The organism is Pseudomonas sp. PLMAX (assembly GCF_046042685.1).
GTDB classification, from domain to species: Bacteria; Pseudomonadota; Gammaproteobacteria; order Pseudomonadales; family Pseudomonadaceae; genus Aquipseudomonas; species Aquipseudomonas putida_AE.
In genome coordinates this window covers 2,637,815-2,658,060 of record NZ_CP064949.1, presented here as the reverse complement: position 1 = coordinate 2,658,060, position 20,246 = coordinate 2,637,815, and the positions used below count along the sequence as shown (strand labels likewise).

The following is a 20,246-nucleotide window of genomic DNA, read 5'->3' as shown; positions in this document are numbered from 1 at the left end:
CCCATGATGGGAATGGGTAACGACCACCCCGGTCGATACGCTGCAAACTCCTGATTATCACCGGCCTGCAGCAGGCCAGGAGTGCCGCATCATGAGTGGTCACCGCTCGTATTTCAATCTGGGGCTTGGCGCCTGCCTGGTGCTCTCGCTGACTGCGGTGGCGGCCGAAAGCCCGACCGTGCACGTGTACAACTGGTATGACTACATCGGCCCGACCACCCTGCATGACTTCAAGCGCGACACCGGTATCCAGCCGGTCTACGACACCTTCGACAGCGCCGAAGTCCTCGAAGGCAAACTGCTGACCAGCCGCAGCGGCTACGACGTGGTGGTGGCCAGCAACTTCAGTTTGCCGACCCTGAGCAAGGCGGGCGCCCTCGCCCCTTTGCCCCACGCGCAGATGCCGGATTTCCAGAACATGGACAGCGATCTGCTGGCGAAACTGTCCAACAACGATCCGGGCAACCAGTACGCCGTGCCGTACCTGTGGGGCACCAACGGAATCGGCTATAACGTCGACAAAGTGCGCGCTGCGCTGGGCGACAAGGCGCCGGTGGATTCCTGGGACCTGGTGTTCAAGGAAGAGAACCTGGCCAAGCTCGGCGAATGCGGCGTGGCGATGCTCGACTCGCCATCGGAAATGCTGCCAGTCGCCCTGCATTACCTGGGCCTGCCGCCGAACAGCACCAACCCTGAGGACTACAGGAAGGCCGAAGCGCTGCTGCTGAAGTTGCGCCCGCATATCGCTTACTTCAATTCGTCGAAGTTCATCAGTGACCTGTCCAACGGCAACATTTGCGTCGCCGTCGGTTGGTCCGGCGCGATGCTCGAAGCCAAGGCCACCGCCGAGCAGGCCGGCAATGGTGTGAAGATCGCCTACAGCCTGCCCAAGGAAGGCGCGCCGGTGTGGTTCGACACGCCGGTATTGCTCAAGGACGCCCCGCACCCCGAACAGGGCCTGGCCTTCATCGACTACCTGATGCGCGCCGAGGTCATCGCCCCGGTCAGCAATCACCTCAACTACCCCAATGGCAACCGCAATGCGACAGCGCTGGTGGCCGAGGCGACACGGACCAATCCTGCGGTTTACCCGTCGGCGGAGGCCCTGGCCACCTTGTTCACCCTGCAACCGCTGCCGCCTGCGACAGAGCGCGTGCGTACGCGGATCTGGAGCAAGGTCAAGAACGGCCAGTAGGCCCACCGCATTCCCCTTGTGGGAGCGGGCTTGCTCGCGAAGGCGGTGCATCAGGCAAAGAAGATGTCGACTGACACGCCGCCTTCGCGAGCAAGCCCGCTCCCACAGGGTCTGCGTCCACTTTTTTCCTCCATGAATTTGAAGATGAGAAAACCGATGAAACCACGTGCCCGCGACCTCAACATCCAGTTCGGCCAACTGCAACCCGGCCCCCTCAACGCCATCACCGATGTACCCGGCGTGCGCGTCGGCCACAGCAATGTCCGAGGTCGCAGCGCCAAGGGTCGCGACATCCTCACCGGCGTCACCGTGATCGAACCCCGTGCCGGTTCCACCAGCCAGCAGCCGTGCTTCGCCGGCGTCCATGTGCTCAACGGCAATGGTGACGCAACGGGCCTGGAGTGGATTCGCGAGGCTGGATTGTTGACCAGCCCGATCGCCTTCACCAACACCCACAGCCTGGGCGTGGTGCGCGATGCCTTGATCGTGCTCGACCGTGAGCAGCAACCGGACGACGGGCGGCTCTACTGGAACATGCCTGTGGTGCTGGAGACTTTCGATGGCTTGCTCAATGACATCAACGGCTTTCACGTCAAGGTCGAGCATGTGGCCGAAGCACTGCGCACGGCAGTGGGCGGACCGGTAGCCGAAGGCAATGTCGGCGGCGGCAGCGGCATGATCTGCCATGAGTTCAAGGGCGGCATCGGCACCGCCTCGCGACGCTTGAGCAGTGCCCAGGGTGGCTGGACGGTGGGCGCGATCGTGCAGGCCAACCATGGTATCCGCAGTGAGTTGCGCGTCGATGGCTACCCGGTCGGGCGCTACATGGAGCAGGTCGACTCACCGTTTCTCAAGGCGTCGCTGCCGCATCCGGGCATGGGCTCGATCGTCGTCTGCCTGGCCACCGATGCACCGTTGCTGCCGCACCAATGCACGCGCCTGGCCCAGCGCGCCAGCCTCGGCCTGGCCCGCACCGGCGGCGGCAATGAAGACCACAGCGGTGACATCTTCATCGCGTTCGCCACTGGCAATCAGCACGTACCACCGGCGGCGTACGAGAGCAAAAAAGCGCCGACCTGCGACAACCTGAGCATGGTCAACAACGATCACATCAGCGAATTGTTCCTGGCGGCCACCGAAGCCGTTGAAGAAGCCATCATCAACGCCCTGCTCGCCGCCGAAACGACCGAAGGTAACGGCCACGCGGTGCCGGGGCTGGATGCTGAAACCCTGCTCAAGGCCCTGAATCAGGCCGGTTGGCCGGGGGAGCGCAATCGCCGAAGCTGACAGTTGTGGGGGGGATTCGACTAGCGGTACTTGAGGCGCAACCCCCATCTTCCTACGATGGAGTTGCGCAGCCGCTTGCTTGTCCAAGCCGTTGCGTAGGTGGTGAGTGCACTGAACCCCTATCAAGCTCACCGCCTGCTTCATGCGCATCTTGAGCCTCAATGGCTCCACTTCTCCCCATCAAAGAGCTTTGAGGCTCTTTTTTAACTGCGCGAAAAAACGACATGAAAAAGCCCGGCATTTGGCCGGGCTTTGCACGCTCTAAAATCCGACAAGGATCCCTGTGGGAGCGAGCCTGCTCGCGATGGTCGTTAACGATAACGCTGGGAGTCTGATGCCCCGCGGCGTGCTCGAGTTTTTCGCGAGCAAGCTCGCTCCTACAGGGGGGACGTCAGTGACCCTCGGTGGCAATCGAACGCCACGCCGAGTCCGCCAACAGATCGCGGTACGCCTTCGGACTGCCTTTGGCCCGGCCCGACAACCAGGCGCGGCAGTAGCTCTCGGCCTGGCCGATGATCAATGACGGCAGTAACTCCGGCGGATAACCGCGCAACACGTCGACCCGCGCCGAAGCCCCCAGCCACTCGAACAGCAGCTTGTTGCGCGCCTTGTTGCGCGCGACCAGTTCGTCCTTGAACGGTCCCTTGGTGACGGCAAATCGCGCGTGATACTGGAAACGCGCCCATTCCGGTTGGCTATCGACCCAGTCGACGTAGCTGTGCACCAACGCGTGCACACCCGCCTGGGTGGTTTGGGCGTCGGCCAGGTAGCTATCTCGCAGCTTGGCTTGATCGTCCAGCGCGGTGAAAAACAGCGCCGCCACCAGGCCTTCTTTATTGCCGAAGTGGTGGTAGATCGCGCCGACGCTGGTATCGCATTCGGCCCGGATCATCTCGATGGTAGTGGCCTCGATACCCTGCTCGTTGAACAGTTGGAGGGCCTTTCTGAAGATGTCGCGCTTGAGTTCGGCGCGGCGGCCGGGGTAGCAGCGTTCGAGTAAATCGGCGGTTTCCATGCGGGATGCGGTCCAAAAAAAATCAACGGTTGAGGCTGGCGCTAGGTTGACAGATTTCCCGCCGACAGAATACTGTTCCGTCACAGAACATTATTCTGTAACGGAACATCATTCTGTTAACCAACCCCGCAGTGAGGCTTCAACCCCATGAGTCAGTTCCTCAGCCTGTTCAACAGTGCCGGCCCGCAAGCCTTCAGCCAGATGGCCTGCCAGGTGGCGCCGTACTTCAGCACCATCAACCCGCTTGTTGCCGATTTGCGCAAAGGTTCGGCGATCGTGCAGGTGCCTTTCGCCAAGGAAATCACCAACCACCTGGGTACCGTGCACGCGATCGCGATGTGCAATGCGGCCGAACTGGCGGCCGGGATGATGACCGACGTGTCAATCCCGGCGGGTGCGCGCTGGATTCCCAAGGGCATGACGGTCGAATACCTGGCCAAGGCCAAAAGCGATGTGACGGCGGTGGCTGACGGCGAGGCGGTGGACTGGACCAGCGAAGGCGACAAGATCGTGCTGGTGGACATTCACGATGTGGAAGGCAAGAAGGTGTTCACGGCGCGGATCACCATGAATGTGAAGCTGCCCTGAGCATCACGCGGACAAATGTGGGAGCGGGCTTGCTCGCGAAGGCGGTGTGTCAGGTAAATAAATGTCGACTGACACCCCGCTTTCGCGAGCAAGCCCTCCCACAAATAAATCCGCGTTTATCCCAACCGTTCGCGGGCGAACTCGCTGGCCTTGCGCGTCAATTGGTCCAGGTGCCGGGCGCGGATCACCATGAATGTGAAGCTGCCCTGAGTATCACGCGGACAAATGTGGGAGGGCTTGCTCGCGAAGGCGGTGTGTCAGGTAAATAAATGTCGACTGACACCCCGCTTTCGCGAGCAAGCCCGCTCCCACAATAAATCCGCGTTTATCCCAACCGTTCGCGGGCGAACTCGCTGGCCTTGCGCGTCAATTGGTCCAGGTGCCGGGCGCGGATCACCATGAATGTGAAGTTGTCCTGAGCATCACGCGGACAAATGTGGAGCGGGCTTGCTCGCGAAGGCGGTGTGTCAGGTAAATAAATGTCGACTGACACCCCGCTTTCGCGAGCAAGCCCGCTCCCACAATAAATCCGCGTTTATCCCAACCGTTCGCGGGCGAACTCGCTGGCCTTGCGCGTCAATTGGTCCAGGTGCCGGGCGCGGATCACCATGAATGTGAAGCTGCCCTGAGCATCACGCGGACACAAATGTGGGAGCGGGCTTGCTCGCGAAGGCGGTGTCGGGTAAATAAATGTCGACTGACACCCCGCTTTCGCGAGCAAGCCCGCTCCCACAATTTAACCGTGTTTTTCCAACCGTTCGCGGGCGAACTCGCTGGCCTTGCGCGTCAATTGGTCCAGGTGCCGGTCACGCTGTTTTTCCGCATCGAGCATTGCGCGCTTGCCGTGCTTTTGCAGCAGGTAGGTATGAATCTGCCGCACCTCCAGCGAGCTGTAGATCGGCGCCACATCAAGCAGCGCCCTCAAGCCGTCGCTGCCGTGGTCGCGGGTGTTCATCAGCACTTGCGTACTGCGCGCACCGACCACCTGAAAACCCATCGACTCGAAATACGGCACCTTGGCCACCGCGCACGCAAGCTCCGCATGCGGGTAGCGTCCGACCATCTCGCGCAGCATCCGGCGCGCAATGCCTTGGCGCCGATGGCCGGCATCCACGGCCATGTAGGCCACGCTGCAGGCGTCGGGATCGTCCTTGACCGGCAGGTACAGGAGGAAACCGACGACCTTGTCCGGGTCGTCCAGATCGGTAGCAACGATCAACTCCACCGCCATCCCTTTCGCCCCGTTCAAAGCCTCCAGATACAGGTGCACCTCGTAGCCGATCGCGTACTGGTAGATGTTGTACAACAGGTTGCTCGGCGCGATGGCGACCATGCTGATGTCGGTCAGGTTGTCGACCACCAGCTGCAGGATCTGACTGTTGACCGACTCCGGGCACGGGGTTTTGTAGTGGGTGATCTGGGGCATTGCAGGGACTGACTCCGGAGAATGGGCGCGGCTGCCTATCATACCCCGCTGGAGCCTGCCTTGATCGATTCATGAGCCATACACATGAGTCTATAGCCGAAATCCGCATGAACATTTCCCTTGGCACCAGGGTCAGTCAATGGATGAGGGCTGTTATCGCCAATCAACCATAGGAAGCGCACCGATGCTCGACGTGATGACGATTTCCCGACGAGAACTGCTGATCGTGGGCGTGGTGACAGCAGCGGCCGTGATCCTGCCACCGTTCATATCTGCACAGGCAGCGGCCGCCAATGCCGCGCTGCCGGTCAAGAGCAAAGTGTCGATCTGGGTCAACGGGACACAGCAGATGATGGAACTCGACGCCCGCACCACCCTGCTCGACCTGTTGCGCGAACACCTGCAGCTCACTGGCACCAAGAAGGGTTGCGACCACGGCCAATGCGGCGCCTGCACAGTGATCGTCGACGGCCGGCGGATCAATTCCTGCCTGACCCTGGCCGTGATGCACGAAGGCGCGAAGGTCACCACCATTGAAGGGCTCGGCACGCCGGACAAGCTGCATCCGATGCAGGCGGCGTTCATCAAGCATGACGGCTATCAATGCGGTTACTGCACGCCGGGGCAGATCTGCTCGGCGGTCGCGGTGCTGGGGGAAATCCGCGACGGCATTCCCAGTCACGTAAGCCCGAGCCTAACCGAACCACCCAGGCTGATCGCCAGCGAACTCCAGGAACGCATGAGCGGCAACATCTGCCGCTGCGGTGCGTACTCCAACATCATCGAGGCGATCACCGAAGTCGCGGAGGCCAGCGCATGAGGCCCTTTACCTATCTACGCGCCAAGTCGCCGGCCGAAGCCGCCTCGCTCGCCGCCCAGGTCGATGGCTCGCGCTTCATCGCCGGCGGCACCAACCTGCTGGACCTGATGAAGCTGGACATCGAGACGCCGTCGCAACTGATCGACGTCAATGACCTGGCGCTGGACCGCATCGAAGCCACGCCGCAAGGCGGCTTGCGGATCGGCGCGCTGGTGCGCAACACCGACCTCGCCGCCGATGCACGCATCCGCAAGGATTATGGCGTGCTGTCCCGCGCCCTCCTCGCCGGCGCCTCCGGCCAGTTGCGCAACATGGCCACGACCGCCGGCAACCTGCTGCAACGCACGCGCTGCCCGTACTTCTATGACACCCATCAAGCCTGCAACAAGCGCCAGCCCGGCAGTGGCTGCGCGGCCATCGGCGGCTTCAGTCGGCAGCTGGGCATCATCGGTGTCAGCGACGCCTGCATTGCCACCCATCCCAGCGACATGGCCGTGGCCATGCGTGTGCTCGATGCCCAGGTCGAGACGGTTCGCCCCGACGGCACGACCCGGGTGATCGCCATCGCCGACCTGCATCGCTTGCCCGGCAACACGCCGAACATCGAAACCACCCTGGCGGCCCACGAGCTGATCACTGCCGTGACCTTGCCGGCGCCGCTTGGCGGCACGCACCTCTATCAGAAAGTCCGTGACCGCGCCTCCTACGCATTCGCCCTGGTCTCGGTGGCCGCGGTGGTCCAGCAGGACGGTTCCGGCCGCGTAGCCCTCGGCGGCGTCGCGCACAAACCGTGGCGCGTGGAAAGCGCTGAAGCAGCCATGGCCAAAGGCGCCAAAGCGTTCAGCGAACAGCTGCTGGACGGCGCCACACCCACCCCTGAAAACACCTTCAAACTGACGCTGGTCGAGCGCACGCTCGCCTCGGTGATGGCACAAGCGAGGGCCCAGGCATGAAATTCGAAACCCCGGCCACCACCAACCCCATCGACCAAGGCAAGGTCATCGGCCAGCCCACGTCCCGCATCGAAGGCCCGCTGAAAACCACCGGGCAGGCGCCCTACGCCTACGAACACCACGACGTCGCGCCGAACCAGGCCTATGGCGTGGTGGTCGGTTCGGCCATTGCCAAGGGGCGCATTGCTTCAATGAACCTGGAAGCGGCTCAATCGGCACCGGGAGTGATCGCCATCGTCACCGCCGCCAATGCCGGCAAGCTCGGCAAAGGCAAATACAACACCGCCAAGCTGCTCGGCGGGCCGGAGATCCAGCACTACCATCAGGCAGTGGCGCTGGTGGTGGCGGACACCTTCGAACAGGCGCGCGCCGCCGCGGAACGGGTGGACATCACCTACTCAACCACCGAAGGCGCGTTCGATCTCGCCAGCGCCCGCGGCTCGGCGGTGGAACCCAAGGACCAGATGGCGGACACCCTGCACGGGGATTTCGAAACGGCCTTCGCGGCGGCACCAGTGCAACTCGACGCCACCTACACCACGCCCGACCAGGCCCACGCGATGATGGAGCCCATGGCGTCGATGGCCGCCTGGGACGGCGACCGACTGACCTTGTGGACCTCGAACCAGATGATCGATTGGTCGGTCACGGACCTCGCCACCACCCTCGGCATACCCAAGAAAAACGTGCATCTGATTTCGCCCTACATCGGCGGCGGCTTCGGCGGCAAATTGTTCATCCGTGCCGACGCGGTTCTTGCCGCCGTGGGTGCGCGCATGGCCGGCAGGCCGGTGAAAGTGGCGCTGGCCCGGCCGCAGATCTTCAACAATTGCACGCACCGCCCGGCGACCATTCAACGCATCCGCATCGGCGCCGGCAGCGACGGCAAGATCACCGCGATGGCCCACGAAGGCTGGTCCGGCGACCTACCCGGCGGCAAGGTGGAACTGGCCGCGCAGCCGAGCAAATTGTTGTACGCCGGGGAAAACCGCCGGGTCACCATGCGCCTGTCGACGCTCGACCTGCCGGAAGGCAACGCCATGCGCGCGCCGGGTGAAACGCCGGGCATGATGGCGCTGGAAATTGCCATGGACGAGATGGCGGAAAAGCTGAAACTCGACCCCATCGCGTTTCGCATCATCAATGACACCCAGGTCGATCCGACGAAACCGGAGCGGCCGTTTTCCCAGCGCCATCTGGTCGAATGCCTGCGCACCGGGGCCGATCGTTTTGGCTGGAACCAACGGCCTGCGCAACCGGCCACAAAGCGCGAAGGCCGTTGGCTGATCGGCATGGGCGTCGCCGTGGCCTTTCGCAATAACCTGCTGGTGAAGTCCGGCGCCCGTGTCCACCTGGATGACCAGGGCACCGTGACCGTGGAAACCGACATGACCGATATCGGCACCGGCAGCTACACGATCATCGCGCAGACGGCGGCGGAAATGCTCGGCGTCGGCCTCGACAAGGTGGTGGTGCACCTGGGCGATTCGAGCTTTCCGGTCTCGGCAGGCTCGGGTGGCCAGTTCGGCGGCAACTGCTCGACGGCGGGGGTGTATGCCGCCTGCGTCAAACTGCGTGAGGCCGTTGCGCAACGCCTCGGTGTGAACGCCCAAGAGGCTGAATTCGTCGGTGGCGAGGTACGGGCTGGCGGCAAAAGCATGCCATTGCGCAGTGCGGCGCAGGCCGGCGAAATCGTCGCCGAGGACAGCATCGAATTTGGCGAGCTGGACAAGAAGTACCAGCAATCGACCTTCGGCGCGCATTTTGTCGAAGTCGCAGTCGACAGTGCCACCGGGGAAACCCGCGTGCGCCGGATGCTGGCGGTGTGCGCCGCCGGGCGCATTCTCAACCCGACCTCGGCCCGCAGCCAGGTGATAGGCGCGATGACCATGGGGGTCGGCGCGGCGCTGATGGAAGACCTGGTGGTGGACAAGCGCCTGGGCTTTTTCGTCAATCACGACCTGGCCGGCTACGAGGTGCCGGTGCATGCCGACATCCCCCACCAGGAGGTGATTTTCCTCGATGAAACCGACCCGATCTCGTCGCCGATGAAAGCCAAGGGTGTTGGTGAGCTGGGTATCTGCGGCGTCAGTGCGGCCATCGCCAATGCGGTGTACAACGCCACCGGGATCCGGGTGCGCGAGTACCCGATTACCCTGGACAAGATGCTGGATAAAATGCCGGCGATGATTTGAGCGCAGAAATGCAAAAGATCGCAGCCTTCGGCAGCTCCTACAGGGTGTACGCATTCCAACTGTAGGAGCTGCCGAAGGCTGCGATCTTTTGATCCTGGCGTGATTACCAGTCGTAAGTCATCTCGACCGAAGCCACCCGCTCCTGCCCGTAGTAGCAACCGAACGCGTAGTTGCAGTCCGATACGTACTCACGGTCGAAGATATTCTGCACGTTCACCCGGGTCTGCAACCCACGCAGGCTCGGGTCCAGCTTGCCCATGTCGTAGCTGACGGTAGCGTCATAGACGACGTAGGACGGCACATCGAACGAGTTGGCCGCATCCCCCGGTTTGCGCCCGGTATAGCGCGCGCCCGCACCGAAGGTCAGGCCGTTGAGGCTGGCCTGGGTGAAGTGATAGTCGACCCACATCGAGGCCGATACCGGCGACTGGGCTTCGTTGCGATTGTCCTCGTTGCCCCAGGTGTCCTTGGTGTAGAACGAGTCCATGTAGCTGGCGGCGGCCATGACGTCGATGTTGTCGAGGCTGGATTTGACTTCCAGTTCGACGCCGCGCGAGCGCACTTCACCGCTCTGGTCCATGTACTCCGGATACTCCTCGTCCCCGGTCAGCACGTTCTTCTGCTTGATCTGATACACCGACGCGGTGATCAACGTCTTCTCGAATGGCTGGTACTTCACGCCCACTTCGTATTGCTCGCCCTCGGTCGGCTCGAATGCATTGCCACCGCGTTGAGGTGCGGCGGTGCCGATGGTCGGCAGGAAGGACTCGGAATAGCTGACATAGGGGGCCAGGCCGAAGTCGGTGACGTAGGTCAGGCCCACTCGCCCAGTGAACTTGTTGTCACGCTTGGCTTCGTGGGTCGACGCCAGCAAGTCCTTGTTGTCGATCTCCGCCCAGTCCTGGCGGCCACCGATGGTCAGGATCCACTTGTCCAGTTTGATCTGGTCTTGAAGGTACACACCGGTCTGGCGCAGGGTGTTGTCCCACTTTGTGGTCAGTTGCGGGACGACGCCGCTGGTGTCGTAGTTGTTCTTGCCGTACAGGTCGACCGGCAACACGTTGTTGGCGTTGTAGCCATCGTACTTGCGGGTGAAATGGCGATAGTCCACGCCCGCCAGGGTGGTGTGCTCCAGGGCACCGGTATTGAATTTGTATTCCAGATTGTTATCGATGGTGTAGGCGATGTTGTGCTGGTGCCAGTCGACCTTGGCGCGGTTGGCCCGGGTGTAATCGGTCACGCCGGCGGCGTCGGTGACGAAGCTGCGCAGGTAGAAACCCTTGTAGCGGTCGCGTACGTCGGTGTAGCGCGCCGTGGAGCGGTACTTCAGGTCATCGCTGAAATTGTGGCTGAAGTCGTAGCCGAAGATGTACTGGTCACGTTTGTAGTCATTGAAGTTGGTGTCGCCGGAGAAAAAATCGCGGTCGATGCGCTCGCCGTTCGGACCACGGTCGAGCGAGCCGATCCTCGGCAGCGACTGATAATCGGGTACGCCGTCATCGCGCTGGACCTGCGCCAGCAAGGTCAGGAAAGTGTCTTCAGTCGGCGCCCACGTCAAGCTCGGCGCCAGGAGCATGCGCTCACTTTCGTTGTGCTCGACCATTTCGTTGCCTTTGTCGGCCACACCGATCAGGCGATAGGTGAACTGCTTCTGATCATCGAGCGGACCGCTGGTGTCGAAGGCACCGTTGACCCGGCTGTAACTGCCCGCCCCCAGCTTGACCTGGCTGCGCTGCTCGGTGGTCGGGCGCTTGGAGACCATGTTGATCAGGCCGCCCGGCTGGTTCTGCCCGTAAAGGACCGACGACGGCCCCTTGAGCACTTCGATGCGCTCCAGGGTGTAGGGATCGATTTGCGGGGCGCCACCGAGGCTGCCGGCGTACGGGATGTAGGCGCCATCGAGGTACAGCGGCGTCGGCGCGAAACCACGGCTGGTGATCTCGTCGGCAATCGAGTTGCGGTCAGTAAAACCACCGGTGTTCACCCCCGGCGTGTAGCGCAGCGCCTGTGTCAGGTTGCGCGCGCCCTGGGCTTCCACCTGGTCGGCGGTGACCACGTTGATGGTCTGCGGAATTTCCAGGATCGGCGTATCGGTCTTGGTGCCGGTGGCGCTGCGGGTGGCGACATAGCCGTCCACCGGGCCGTAGGCCGATTCCACGGCAACTCCGGAAATGCTGGTGGCGCCCAACTGCATGGCCGCGCCTGAGGCAACGATCGGCAACAAGGAATAGCTGCCATTGTCGTGGCGCACGGCTTCGAGCCTGCTCCCGGCGAGCAACTGGCGCAGGCCGGCGTCAACGCTGTAGCGCCCGCGCAGTCCCGAGGTTTGCTGGCCGTTGGCAGCGCTTGGCTCGAAGGAAACGGTCACCCCGGCCGTGCCGGCGAATTGGGTCAAGGCCGAACCCAAAGGACCCGCCGGAATGTCGAACTCGGTTTCGACATCGGTCTGCGCCCAGGCAGGTGCTGCCGTCATCGTCATGCCCAACGGAACGACCAGCGCCATCCCGAGCAACGCGGCATGCACGGCACGGGTCAAGGGTCTGACGGATGGCTTGGCGGAACAAATGCGGAGTTGGGGATCACGAGGGGTCATGCAATTTCCTTTCGCCCGTTGGCAGTGAATGGCGGCGTCTGTGTGCGCCTCTAACACCTAAGTCGAACGAGAATCGAAATCAGTAACCCCTGAGCAGATTTTTTTTCGGGAAATCCTCAAACCGGCTCCACCCGCGTCCAGTAACGGCTGAATCGACGAATGCGCACGGGCAGGGTCGAGGTCAGGTTCTCGAGGATGGTGTCGCTGCTGGCCAGATGGAAAGCTCCGGAGATGCGCAGCGCAGCGACCGCCGGATCACAGCCCAGATGGCCTGGGCGATAACGCTGCAGCTCCCGGATAAACTCACCCAGGCGCCAGTCATTGACCACCAGCATGTCGCGGGTCCAGGCGTCGGCCTGAGGGGTGGCCCGTTGCACGGGCTCGATGGCGTCCTGGCGCAAACTCACTTGCTGGCCGGCGTCAACCCGTACGGCGGTGCCCGGCACGTTGGCCGAGCGCACCTCGACCGCATGCTCCTGCACGCTGACCTGCGTCAGGTCCGCTTCGCGGCGCACGACAAAACGGGTGCCCAAGGCGCGAATGCTGCCTTCGGCGGTGTGTACCAGGAAGGGCCGCGCGCGCTCGTCCCGCGCCGTTTCGATGAAGATCTCACCTTCGAGCAAGCGGATTTCACGCAGGTTGTCGCTGTAGCGGATGTCCACCGCGGTCGCCGTGTTCAGTTGCAATTGCGTGCCATCGTCCAGCCGCAGACGACGGCGTTCACCGGTGCCGGTGCGCTGGTCGGCCATCAGCGTTGGCAAGGGCGTGGTGTTCCACGCCAGGGTCCCCGCCCCGCCCGCCATCAGCAGAATCGACAGGATCTTGAGCACATCGCGGCGTTTGGCGCGGGCGCTGGCCAAGGTCGGGCGCGCGATGCCGGGGGTAACTTGTTCGAGTTTGTCCTGCAGGCGCGCAAGGCGTTCCCACGCCTGCAGATGCCGTGGATCACGCTCCAGCCAACGGCGATGCGCCTCACGCAGGGCTTCGTCCGGTACCCCGCCACGCAAGTCCACGTACCAGCGCGCGGCGGCTTCGAGGGTGGCGTAATCCAGCGGTTGCACACGGGCCACGGCTCAGTCCTCGATCAGCAACAGGCAGTGCGTCAGGGCGCGCACCGCGTGCTTCTTGACCGTGGTTACCGAGATATCCAGGCGCCGGCCGATCTCGACATAGCTCAGGCCATCGAGCTGGGCCATCAGGAAAATCTCCCGGGTCCGCTCGCCCAGGCCATCGAGCAGCCGGTCGATTTCCATCAGGGTCTCGATGATCAGCGAGCGGGTTTCCGGGGACAACGCCACCGGCTCCGGGAGGTTGGCCAGGGTGTCCAGATAGGCCTGCTCCACCGCGCGGCGGCGGAACATGTCGATCATCAGGCTGCGGGCAATGGTGCTCAAGTAAGCGCGAGGCTCGCGCAGCTCGAAGGACTTGCGTTGGGTCAGCACGCGAATGAAGGTGTCCTGGGCCAGATCCGCCGCATGATGATGGCAGCCGAGCCGTTTACGCAGCCAGCCACACAACCAACCGTGATGGTCCTCGTAAAGCGTATGCACGGCCTGTTGCAGCGAGAGATCGACAGAGGACATGGAGAAAGCCCGACACAAAATTTATTTGATAATGACTCTCATTTTCTTCCAAGCCGACACATTTTGGCAAGAGCACCCGTGATTGGTGAAAGTAACCCAATGAAATAAGGGAATTTTCCCCGCATATGAGGAACTACACCCACCACCGACCGATGCGCCAATGAAACAATCTGTAACAACTTATTAATTAATCACATTTTTTATTCCCGAATTTGACATGGCCCATCTGTTGCACCAGCCCCTTGCACCGCAGCAGTCATCCCCAACTCGGGGACGGCGGGTTTCGCCAAATTGGCACGTGCAAGGGGAAACCAAATGAAAAACGCACCACCCGCATTCCGTTCCTTGAACTACATACGCAGGTCGAGTGTGGCCTCCGTGATGTTGATCACCGCCAGCCTCGCCACCGTGAGCGCGGCCCCCATGGACGATGAAAGCCAGCCGCCACCGACCGACCCTTCGGCCTACTACACTGCGCCCGCCGATCCGATTGCCGCCGCCGCAGCGCTCGATGCCCTGAAAACCTTGCCCGAGACCAACCAGGGCGCACTGGCCCTGCCCAACGGCGCCTACGGCGATCGCAACACACCCCGTGCCGACAACGTGCTGCCGCCGAGTTTGCAGACCTCGTTCAACTACCCCACCAACGGCAAACCCAGCCCCCTGTACGGGCCCTGCCGTTCACTCAGCAATTGCTGCTGTTCGAGGAATTCGGCACGGAAAAACTCGACCCGACGATCCCGGCCCCGCCCTGACCTTCCCCGTCCCCACGGTCGGCCCGGCCCCCGCGCAAGACCCGAACATTGTTGCGCGCAGCGCTCCGTCGGGTTCGGCGCTGGATGCGTTCATGCGCCAGCCTGGCCTGTTCCCGTTTCCGTCGCAGTACTCCAACGTACTGGACCGCAACCCGTGGAAGGCGCAGATCGAAACCTTCCTCAACCGCCAACCCGTGGGTTCGCCGGCCGAGGGGCGGCCTCCGGGAAAAGGCTGGTCGCACCAGCGCTGGAACGAGTTCTACCCGCAGGTCGCGTACAAGACCGTGCAAGTGGGCGCGCGGATCAACACCGGCATGCGTGACCGCCGGCAATTGCACAACTATGCCGTCGGTGAATTCGGGCCAGGCGGGCTCTACTACCAGACCTCGGACATTCCGACCACAACGGGCACTACCAAAGGCATCGACACCAAGTTCCACCCCAGCATGCCAGTTCAGAATCACAATGCACTGTGGACCTTCGACGGCACCTTTCCACCAAAACTGCTGATGGTGCGGTATGGCCAGCCGGTATTGATGCGGCACTACAACGCCTTGCCGATCGATCCGTCGGCTAACATGGGTTTCGGCCTGCACACCATCAGCACCCACGAACACAACGGCCACTCCCCGGCCGAAAGCGACGGCTACACCAATGCGTTTTTCTTTCCGGGGCAGTACTACGACTATCGTTGGCCGCTGCAGCTGGCCGGCTATGACACCATCAACACCAACGCCCAGGACCCGCGCGCGGCGTTCCCTTGCGCACCGGGCGAGAAGCTGTTCGTCAACGACGCCAGCCCCGGCCTCAAGACCTGCGAAAACGGCACGATCAAGATCCGTGGCGACTGGCGCGAAACCATGAGCACCCACTGGTTCCACGACCACATGCTCGATTTCACCGCGCAGAACGTCTACAAGGGCAACGCGGTGATGATGAACTACTACAGCGCCCTGGATCGCGGTAACGAAGCCATCGAGGACGGCGTCAACCTGCGCCTGCCCAGCGGCTCGGCCCTGCCCTGGGGCAACCGCGACTACGACGTCAACCTGGTGGTCGCCGACAAGGCCTGGGACGCCAACGGCCAGTTGTGGTTCAACCCGTTCAACACCGACGGCTTTCTCGGCGATCAGATCCTGGTCAACTGGCAATACGAGCCACGCCTGAAAGTGCGCGCACGCAGCTATCGCTTCCGTATCCTCAACGGTTCGGTATCGCGCTATTTCAGGATCGCCCTGGTGCGTGAAATCGCCGGCAACGGCGGTGAGTTTCCCGGGCCGTCCGGTTCCGGGGTGTCCTACAGCCGGGTGCCGTTCCACCTGATCGGCAACGACGGCAACCTCATGGAACACGCCGTGCCGTTCGACGGCAGCATGGACCTGGATGGCGATGGCGACAAACAGGACCACAACGCCATCCTGCCGACCCAGGGCATCGCCGAGCGCTTCGACATCATCGTCAACTTTGCGAAAAACGGGATCAAGACCGGCGACAAGCTGTACTTCGTCAACCTGATGGAACACAAGACCGGCAAGGGTCCGGAAAAGAACGGCCTGAGCCTGGCCGACGTGCTGTCCGAGAAGTACAAGGCGGTGATCAAGCAGGGCAGCAAAGGGCCGGAGTGGGACAAGGGCGACCCGGTGGTGGGCAAGTTCATGCAAATGATCGTGCAGCCCTACACCGGCCAGGACGTGAGTATGAACCCCGCCGATTATGAACCGGCCAAACCCGGTAAAGCGGCGGGCAAGAAAATGATCCCGCTGACCCTCGATCGCGACAACGCCGCCGACATGGTCAAAGTCAAGGCGGCCCGGCATCGCGAGTTCATTTTCGGCCGCTCCGACGGCACCGACGAAGCCCCGTGGACGATCAAGACCGACGGCGGTTTCGGCTACGACATGGACTCGCGGCGCATCAGTGCAGCAGCGCAACTGTCCACCGGCCCGACCGATGGCGGCTACGGTGGCGACGGTACGCTGGAAGTGTGGAAAATCAAGAACGGCGGCAACGGCTGGAACCACCCGGTGCACGTGCATTTCGAAGAAGGCATCGTCCTCAGCCGCGACGGCAAGGCGCCACCGGAATGGGAAAAATGGGCGCGCAAGGACGTGTATCGCATCGGTGAAGGCATCGACAGTTCGGTGGACGTGGAAATGGCCATCCACTTCCGCGAGTTCGCCGGGACCTACATGGAGCACTGCCACAACACCCAGCACGAGGACACCTCGATGCTGTTGCGCTGGGATATCGAGCATCCGGGGCAGTTCCAGTTGATGCCGACCCCGCTGCCCGGCTGGGACGGTGTCACCTATGTCAACTCCGCCGCCCTGCCGACCTTCCGTACCCCAGGCAATGGTGACGGCAACGGTGACGATAACGACCAGAACCAGAAACCCGTCGCCAACCCTGACAGCGCCAGCAGCAACGGCCAGCCGGTGACCATCAACGTGCTGGCCAACGACACCGACCCCGACGGCAACCTGCCGCTCAAAGTGGTGGGCCTGGCCCAACCGGACTCCGGCCAGGGCTCGGTCAGCACCGACGGCGTGCGCGTGATCTACACGCCGCCGGCCAGCATCCCCGCACCCTTCACCGCGGCCTTCACCTACCAGGCCAGCGACGCGAAGAATGCAGTGTCGGAACCGGCGACAGTGTCCGTGGCGGTGACGCCAAAACCTGCGGTCAATGAAGAGCTGGTGATCACCAGTGCCACCGTCAGCGTGCGCAGCAACAACCGCTACACCTGGGACCTGGCCGGGACCACGTCGAAAGGTACGGGCAACACGCTGACGGCCACCGTCACCACCACCGCCGGGCCGCTCAACCTGGGTAATGCGATCCTCACCCCAACCGGCACCGGAGCGCGCTGGAGGATCTCGGTCAGCACCACTGGCGCCGGGCCAACACCAGGCGCGACCGTGACCGTACGCTCGACGTTCGGGCAGGCCGTTACGGTGCCGATCGTGGCGCATTGATAGGGTATTGATGGGCGCCCGGTTCATGCAAGGTGGACCGGGCGCGTATAAGTCAACGGAACTTGCCAGCGTCCAATTCTCTGGACTGAAATACAACGTGCCTAAAGATCGAAAAGATCCCCCTCGACGCTGCCGTCTTTTCCCCGCCCGATCGGGGTGTCGTACACCACAAGCAACTGCGCTGCGCGGCCATCGGCGGGAGTGAAAAGCGTCATTCCTTCCGCATGGTCGCCGCGTTGACCAAAGGGAACATCCAGCACCTTCGAAAGCCCCTCTCTGAATACAACGCTGTCCCCGCAAGTGCGCACGCCATTTACCCAGCGACTGACCGTCACCGGGCCGTCGAGGTCCATGGTGGGTCCGGCGAGAACCAACAGATCGTTCCCATCCACGCACAGATCGCGTATGCCCAGGCCGTCCAGCTGGAGAAAATGCTTGTGATACAGATGACAATCCTCACCGATTTTCGCCAGTTTCAGAATGTGGCTATCGTCCTCGGACACTTGTGGTTCGATTTCAAGAATGACTGCCCATCCTCTTAACACCGGGCCACGCAAGCCAATGAAAAGACGCTTGCCGGCGATGGCCAGGCCCTCGATGTCGAACCCGTTGTCCTTGCCGGGAATCGCAAAAAAATTACCCAGATGTTCATCATGCTTGAGCGCTTTGGTCAGCGCATTCCACGTCTGATCGCCGCTTAGTTGTGCGGCTGTTTTCTGCAAGTCCGAGGTCGAGCGCACAAGTTTCAGTACGCCGTCTTCTTTCACCACAGGAATACGGGCCAACAAATAACGGTTTCCATCGCTGCTCACTTTGCCCAGGCGTTCGATGTTCTGGCCTGGTTTTTTTCCGGCTTCCGGTTGCTTGCGCTTGAGGCTGTGGGAACCGATCAACCACAGGTACTCTCCAGCCTCGTCGTAGGCCAGCCCTTCGATATCGGCCTCTTCGAACTTTTGCGCTGATGCCGGTGGCGCAGGTAGGTCGAGTAGTGTGTTCAGTGAGAATTGTCGATGGCCTTCGTAAACGATTTCTCCACCGGCCGGCTCGCTCTTGAAGGTAAGACATTCCAGGCTCAGCGTTTCGTCATTGGCAAGCCAAAGCGTCTGACCAATCTGTAGAACCGCTGACAAACCGTCACGCAGCTTCTTCTTGTCATCTACATCAAACTGTCTGTCAAAGTTAAGTAACACTTTCCCTATACGACTCATTTGAGCCACCTTCAGATACAGGTTTGCACGATTCGGGCAACACCGACAAAACACTATAGATGCGGGCAACAAACCCGGCATTTGCGGCTCAAGAAAGCGTCAGGCTGTTTTGGAATAATGCTTAAACCCAACGACAGGACCATCCACCAACCGGTCGTAGAAAATCAACGCTGCGGCGCAACCATGCGAAAGCGGATATTGATTTCGTTGGAGACGACGCTATCCGCCCATTCGCCCTCGCCTATCTTGAAATTATCCCGTTCAAGCGTCAGCTCACCATCGAATATGCCGATTTCATTTTCCGACTTGAGGAGCACCGGCACGACCACCTCACGTGTAATCCCCCTGAGCGTGAGGTGACCGGTGATCTGATAGCGGTTATTGCCCAGGTCCTTGACGCCCGTCGACTCAAACGTCGCCACCGGAAAAGTGGCCGTATCGAACCAGGGCGACTTTTTCAGTTCCTCGTTGGCGTCGCTGCTGCCGGCATCGATGCTATCGAGGTCGATGGACAATGTGGCGTGGGCAGCTTCGGGATGAGTCGTATCGAAATCGAGGGTGCCCTCGAACTTGCTGAACGTGCCGTACACCCGCGACCCCATCTGGTTGTACGTGAAGCTGATGGTGCTGGCCGTGGGGTTGACGTCGGTGTATTCGACGGCTCGGGCGCCGTGAATAATCCCGAACATGAGAGCGGCAGTCAGCATGGCGGAGCGCGCAAATCGCTGAGTCATTGGGTTCTCCGGGTGCTGTCGATCAGGCCACCAACAGATGGACTTAAGCAAAGAATCACCGTTTGTTCCACCGCAAGGGTCGGGCTTGAACAGCCCTCTCACGACAGTCCGACCGCCTCCACTTCCGACTTCGCTGTTGCGGTGGTGGCAACCATCAACTTTCCTCTTGCCGCCACGCCCGTTGCAACAGATCGATGACCTCTTTATCCGAGGTCTGGGAAAAATCCATGTACCAATGCCCGATCGACATGAACCAATCAGGCATGATCGGGCAGATCACCTCATCCACTTCCCTGCGCAACGCCTCTGCCGTTTCCACCGGTGCCACCGGCACCGCCACCACGATGCGCGTCGGTTCCTGCAGCCGTACCGCCTGCACCGCCGCCAGCATCGAGGCCCCTGTCGCCAACCCGTCGTCGATCAGGATCACCACCTGATCCTTGAGCTGCACCGGCGCCCGCGTGCCACGGTAGACCTGCTGACGGCGCAACAGCTCCCGGGTTTCCCGGGCGACCACGGCCTCGAACGCCGCCTTGTCAATGGGGTGCGCCCGCAACGCCTGCTCATTGCGAATTTCAATACCGCCACTGGCAATAGCGCCCATGGCGTACTCCGGGTGGGACGGAACACCGAGCTTGCGCACCAGCAGCAGGTCCAGGCGCACGCCGAGCGCGGTGGCCACTTCATAGGCCACCGGCACCCCGCCCCGGGGCAAGGCCAGGATGATCACATCGGGTCTGTGGGCGTACTGGAGCAGCGGCTCCACCAGGCGTCGCCCGGCAGCCGCGCGGTTTTGCAGGATGGTTTGCGATGAGTGATTCATTTGAAACCTCCCCAGGCGATCAACGCCTGTCGGTTCGCATCACATCATCAATTGTCGGTTCGACGGTGGCTGTCAGCAAGTCCGAACATGAGAGCC

14 protein-coding genes and 1 pseudogene are annotated in these 20,246 nt (G+C 61.9%); 7 read left to right on the top strand and 8 right to left on the bottom strand.

The features are described 5' to 3' along the window. Window positions 1–91: 91 nt before the first annotated feature. Together DKB71_RS12305 and DKB71_RS12300 are read left to right on the top strand one after the other, a co-directional pair. Window positions 92–1,195, top strand: a complete 1,104-nt coding sequence (locus DKB71_RS12305; RefSeq protein ID WP_408600565.1) for a polyamine ABC transporter substrate-binding protein — start codon at window positions 92–94, stop codon at window positions 1,193–1,195. A 156-nt stretch (window positions 1,196–1,351) separates the two neighbouring features. Further along, window positions 1,352–2,482, top strand: coding sequence for a P1 family peptidase (locus DKB71_RS12300; protein ID WP_408600564.1), 1,131 nt, complete (start codon window positions 1,352–1,354; stop codon window positions 2,480–2,482). A 391-nt stretch (window positions 2,483–2,873) separates the two neighbouring features. Here the strand turns inward: DKB71_RS12300 and DKB71_RS12295 are convergent, their stop codons facing one another. Continuing rightward, window positions 2,874–3,497 (bottom strand): TetR/AcrR family transcriptional regulator, encoded by a 624-nt coding sequence (locus tag DKB71_RS12295; protein WP_408600563.1) that lies wholly within the window; start codon window positions 3,495–3,497, stop codon window positions 2,874–2,876. A gap of 147 nt (window positions 3,498–3,644) precedes the next feature. Here DKB71_RS12295 and DKB71_RS12290 point away from each other — a divergent pair, with 147 nt between their 5' ends. After that, complete coding sequence (locus DKB71_RS12290) at window positions 3,645–4,085, top strand: hotdog fold domain-containing protein (protein ID WP_323628922.1); 441 nt, start codon at window positions 3,645–3,647, stop codon at window positions 4,083–4,085. Between the two features lie 736 nt (window positions 4,086–4,821). On the opposite strand, the gene DKB71_RS12285 is transcribed toward DKB71_RS12290, so the two are convergent. Next, on the bottom strand, window positions 4,822–5,511 hold the full coding sequence (locus DKB71_RS12285) for a GNAT family N-acetyltransferase (protein ID WP_408600562.1): 690 nt from the start codon (window positions 5,509–5,511) through the stop codon (window positions 4,822–4,824). Between the two features lie 196 nt (window positions 5,512–5,707). Between DKB71_RS12285 and paoA the strand changes: the two genes are divergently transcribed. From paoA to paoC, 3 genes are read left to right on the top strand one after another with little or no spacing between them, the layout of a single operon-like run. Beyond that, window positions 5,708–6,331, top strand: coding sequence for an aldehyde dehydrogenase iron-sulfur subunit PaoA (gene paoA, locus DKB71_RS12280; protein ID WP_408601091.1), 624 nt, complete (start codon window positions 5,708–5,710; stop codon window positions 6,329–6,331). Next, entirely contained in the window at window positions 6,328–7,284 is a 957-nt protein-coding gene (locus DKB71_RS12275) for an FAD binding domain-containing protein (protein ID WP_408600561.1), read from the top strand. The genes paoA and DKB71_RS12275 overlap by 4 nt, the downstream gene beginning before the upstream one ends. Next, entirely contained in the window at window positions 7,281–9,479 is a 2,199-nt protein-coding gene (gene paoC, locus DKB71_RS12270; RefSeq protein ID WP_408600560.1) for an aldehyde oxidoreductase molybdenum-binding subunit PaoC, read from the top strand. The genes DKB71_RS12275 and paoC overlap by 4 nt, the downstream gene beginning before the upstream one ends. A gap of 103 nt (window positions 9,480–9,582) precedes the next feature. On the opposite strand, the gene DKB71_RS12265 is transcribed toward paoC, so the two are convergent. The 3 genes from DKB71_RS12265 to DKB71_RS12255 form a co-directional block, all read right to left on the bottom strand. Then, window positions 9,583–12,072, bottom strand: a complete 2,490-nt coding sequence (locus tag DKB71_RS12265) for a TonB-dependent siderophore receptor (RefSeq protein WP_408600559.1) — start codon at window positions 12,070–12,072, stop codon at window positions 9,583–9,585. Window positions 12,073–12,188: 116 nt separating this feature from the next. Beyond that, entirely contained in the window at window positions 12,189–13,142 is a 954-nt protein-coding gene (locus DKB71_RS12260) for a FecR domain-containing protein (protein ID WP_408600558.1), read from the bottom strand. A gap of 3 nt (window positions 13,143–13,145) precedes the next feature. Next, window positions 13,146–13,655, bottom strand: a complete 510-nt coding sequence (locus DKB71_RS12255; protein WP_408600557.1) for a sigma-70 family RNA polymerase sigma factor — start codon at window positions 13,653–13,655, stop codon at window positions 13,146–13,148. A 315-nt stretch (window positions 13,656–13,970) separates the two neighbouring features. On the opposite strand from DKB71_RS12255, the pseudogene DKB71_RS12250 reads away from it, so the two are divergent. After that, window positions 13,971–17,385 (top strand): annotated as a pseudogene (locus DKB71_RS12250) (Ig-like domain-containing protein). 101 nt (window positions 17,386–17,486) lie between these two features. On the opposite strand, the gene DKB71_RS12245 reads toward DKB71_RS12250, so the two are convergent. The 3 genes from DKB71_RS12245 to DKB71_RS12235 form a co-directional block, all read right to left on the bottom strand. Beyond that, complete coding sequence (locus tag DKB71_RS12245; RefSeq protein WP_408600556.1) at window positions 17,487–18,593, bottom strand: DUF3616 domain-containing protein; 1,107 nt, start codon at window positions 18,591–18,593, stop codon at window positions 17,487–17,489. A gap of 164 nt (window positions 18,594–18,757) precedes the next feature. Beyond that, window positions 18,758–19,327 (bottom strand): YceI family protein, encoded by a 570-nt coding sequence (locus tag DKB71_RS12240; RefSeq protein ID WP_406592871.1) that lies wholly within the window; start codon window positions 19,325–19,327, stop codon window positions 18,758–18,760. A 154-nt stretch (window positions 19,328–19,481) separates the two neighbouring features. After that, window positions 19,482–20,150 carry a phosphoribosyltransferase gene (locus tag DKB71_RS12235; RefSeq protein WP_408600555.1) on the bottom strand — a complete coding sequence of 223 codons (669 nt, stop codon included), beginning with the start codon at window positions 20,148–20,150 and terminating at the stop codon, window positions 19,482–19,484. Window positions 20,151–20,246: the final 96 nt, after the last annotated feature.

Excerpts from the sequence above, each read along its gene's own strand:
- DKB71_RS12285 (WP_408600562.1), bottom strand. The coding sequence starts at position 5,511 with ATGCCCCAGATCACCCACTACAAAACCCCGTGCCCGGAGTCGGTCAAC.
- paoC (WP_408600560.1), top strand. The coding sequence starts at position 7,281 with ATGAAATTCGAAACCCCGGCCACCACCAACCCCATCGACCAAGGCAAG.
- DKB71_RS12300 (WP_408600564.1), top strand. The coding sequence starts at position 1,352 with ATGAAACCACGTGCCCGCGACCTCAACATCCAGTTCGGCCAACTGCAA.
- DKB71_RS12235 (WP_408600555.1), bottom strand. The coding sequence starts at position 20,150 with ATGAATCACTCATCGCAAACCATCCTGCAAAACCGCGCGGCTGCCGGG.
- DKB71_RS12240 (WP_406592871.1), bottom strand. The coding sequence starts at position 19,327 with ATGACTCAGCGATTTGCGCGCTCCGCCATGCTGACTGCCGCTCTCATG.
- DKB71_RS12290 (WP_323628922.1), top strand. The coding sequence starts at position 3,645 with ATGAGTCAGTTCCTCAGCCTGTTCAACAGTGCCGGCCCGCAAGCCTTC.
- DKB71_RS12305 (WP_408600565.1), top strand. The coding sequence starts at position 92 with ATGAGTGGTCACCGCTCGTATTTCAATCTGGGGCTTGGCGCCTGCCTG.
- DKB71_RS12295 (WP_408600563.1), bottom strand. The coding sequence starts at position 3,497 with ATGGAAACCGCCGATTTACTCGAACGCTGCTACCCCGGCCGCCGCGCC.
- DKB71_RS12275 (WP_408600561.1), top strand. The coding sequence starts at position 6,328 with ATGAGGCCCTTTACCTATCTACGCGCCAAGTCGCCGGCCGAAGCCGCC.
- DKB71_RS12255 (WP_408600557.1), bottom strand. The coding sequence starts at position 13,655 with ATGTCCTCTGTCGATCTCTCGCTGCAACAGGCCGTGCATACGCTTTAC.
- DKB71_RS12265 (WP_408600559.1), bottom strand. The coding sequence starts at position 12,072 with ATGACCCCTCGTGATCCCCAACTCCGCATTTGTTCCGCCAAGCCATCC.
- paoA (WP_408601091.1), top strand. The coding sequence starts at position 5,708 with ATGACGATTTCCCGACGAGAACTGCTGATCGTGGGCGTGGTGACAGCA.
- DKB71_RS12245 (WP_408600556.1), bottom strand. The coding sequence starts at position 18,593 with ATGAGTCGTATAGGGAAAGTGTTACTTAACTTTGACAGACAGTTTGAT.